The sequence below is a fragment of the Kitasatospora sp. NPDC057198 genome, assembly GCF_042670125.1.
Taxonomy (GTDB): domain Bacteria; phylum Actinomycetota; class Actinomycetes; order Streptomycetales; family Streptomycetaceae; genus Kitasatospora.
The window spans coordinates 1-1,433 of record NZ_JBHUWH010000856.1; the positions used below are offsets into that span (position 1 = coordinate 1).

At 68.7% G+C, this 1,433-nt stretch carries 1 protein-coding gene; it reads right to left on the minus strand.

From position 1 onward, the window contains the following. Positions 1-20 precede the first annotated feature (20 nt). The gene (locus ACFUEL_RS39660; protein ID WP_380243077.1) at positions 21-1,340 is read right to left on the minus strand and encodes an ABC transporter substrate-binding protein; all 1,320 of its coding nucleotides are present in this window, start codon (positions 1,338-1,340) and stop codon (positions 21-23) included. Between the last annotated feature and the right edge of the window lie 93 nt (positions 1,341-1,433).

The following is a 1,433-nucleotide window of genomic DNA, read 5'->3' on the forward strand; positions in this document are numbered from 1 at the left end:
GGTCAGGGAGGCCATCGCGGCTACTTCTTCTCGCCGTCGAGGGCCTGGCCGACCTGCGCGTCGATCGACTGCAGCGCCTTGTCGACGGGCTGCTGCCCGTTGACGCCGGCGACGATCGACGCCTTCTGCGCGTCCCAGCGGGCCTGGAAGGCGTGCCGGTCCTGCAGCAGCAGGTCGGGGGTGTTGCGCGAGAGCTGCTCGAAGATGGCGTTCCAGTTCGGGTCCGCCTTGACCTTCTCGTCTACGCTCGCCTTCACCGCGGGGTCCACCTTGGCCAGGTCGTACGGGAAGATCGCGTGGAAGTCCATGTACTGGGCGCTGCGCTCGGGCGAGGCCAGCCAGCGCATGAAGTCGCCGGCGGCGTTCAGGTTCCTGCTGTCGGAGCGGGCCACCAGGCTGTGGCCGCCGACCATCGAGCAGCCGCTCTTCGGGCCGGCCGGCATCGGGGCGACCGCCCACTTTCCGGCCGTCTTGTCGCCGCCGGCCTGGACGTTGGCGATCACCGACTGGAAGAACGGGAACATCGCCACCTCGCCGCTGATGAAGCCGTTCAGGGCGCTGGTGCCGGTCGGGGAGACCTTGTCGGTGTAGAAGGACTTCATGTACTCCATGGCGGTGCGCCCGGCCTCGGTGGCCTGGGTCGAGGCGGCGTAGTCCGGGGAGGTCAGGCTGCCGCCGGCCTGGCAGAGGAAGCTCTCCCAGGTCGAGTTGATCGCGTTGAGGTGGTCGTCCATGCCCTTGAACTGCCAGCCGCTGACCTTCTTGCCGGCCGCGGCCGACTCGTCGGTGATCTTCTTGGCGGTGGACTTCAGTTCGTCCCAGGTCTTGGGCGGCGCGGTGATGCCGTACTGCTGGAAGACGTCGGTGCGGTAGAGCATGACGTCGACGTCGAAGTAGAGCGGGACGCCGTACTGCTTGCCCTCGTACTCGTCGACCTTGGCCAGCGGTAGGAACTTGTCGGTGTCGGCGGAGGTGTAGCCGAGCTCGTCCAGCGGAGCCAGCGAGCCGGCCTTCAGGTAGTCCAGCTCCAGGCCGTTGTTCATCAGCCACACGTCGGGGCCGTTGCCGGCCGCGATGGCCTGCTTGATCTTGTCGCGGCCGTCCTTCCACTCCAGCTGGGTGAGCTGGACGGCGACCTTGTCCTGGGAGGCGTTGAACTGGTCGACCAGCTGCTTGACCTTGGCGTCGTCGCCGATCCAGTACGGCATCGACCAGAACTTCACGACGGCCCGCCCGTTGGCGTCCGTGGCGGGTGCCCCGGAGGAGGAGCAGGCCGCGGCGGACAGCAGGCAGGTGGACGCCAGCGCGAGGGCGGCGAGGCGGCGGGGGAGTGGTGCCATGGGTGGATCTCCTCGGAGGACGGGACGGCCGTGTGGGAGGGCCGTCCCGGGAGAGGTGCACGGGGAAGGGGGCCGACGGAGCGGCCGGGGTAC

Excerpts from the sequence above, each read along its gene's own strand:
- ACFUEL_RS39660 (WP_380243077.1), bottom strand. The coding sequence starts at position 1,340 with ATGGCACCACTCCCCCGCCGCCTCGCCGCCCTCGCGCTGGCGTCCACC.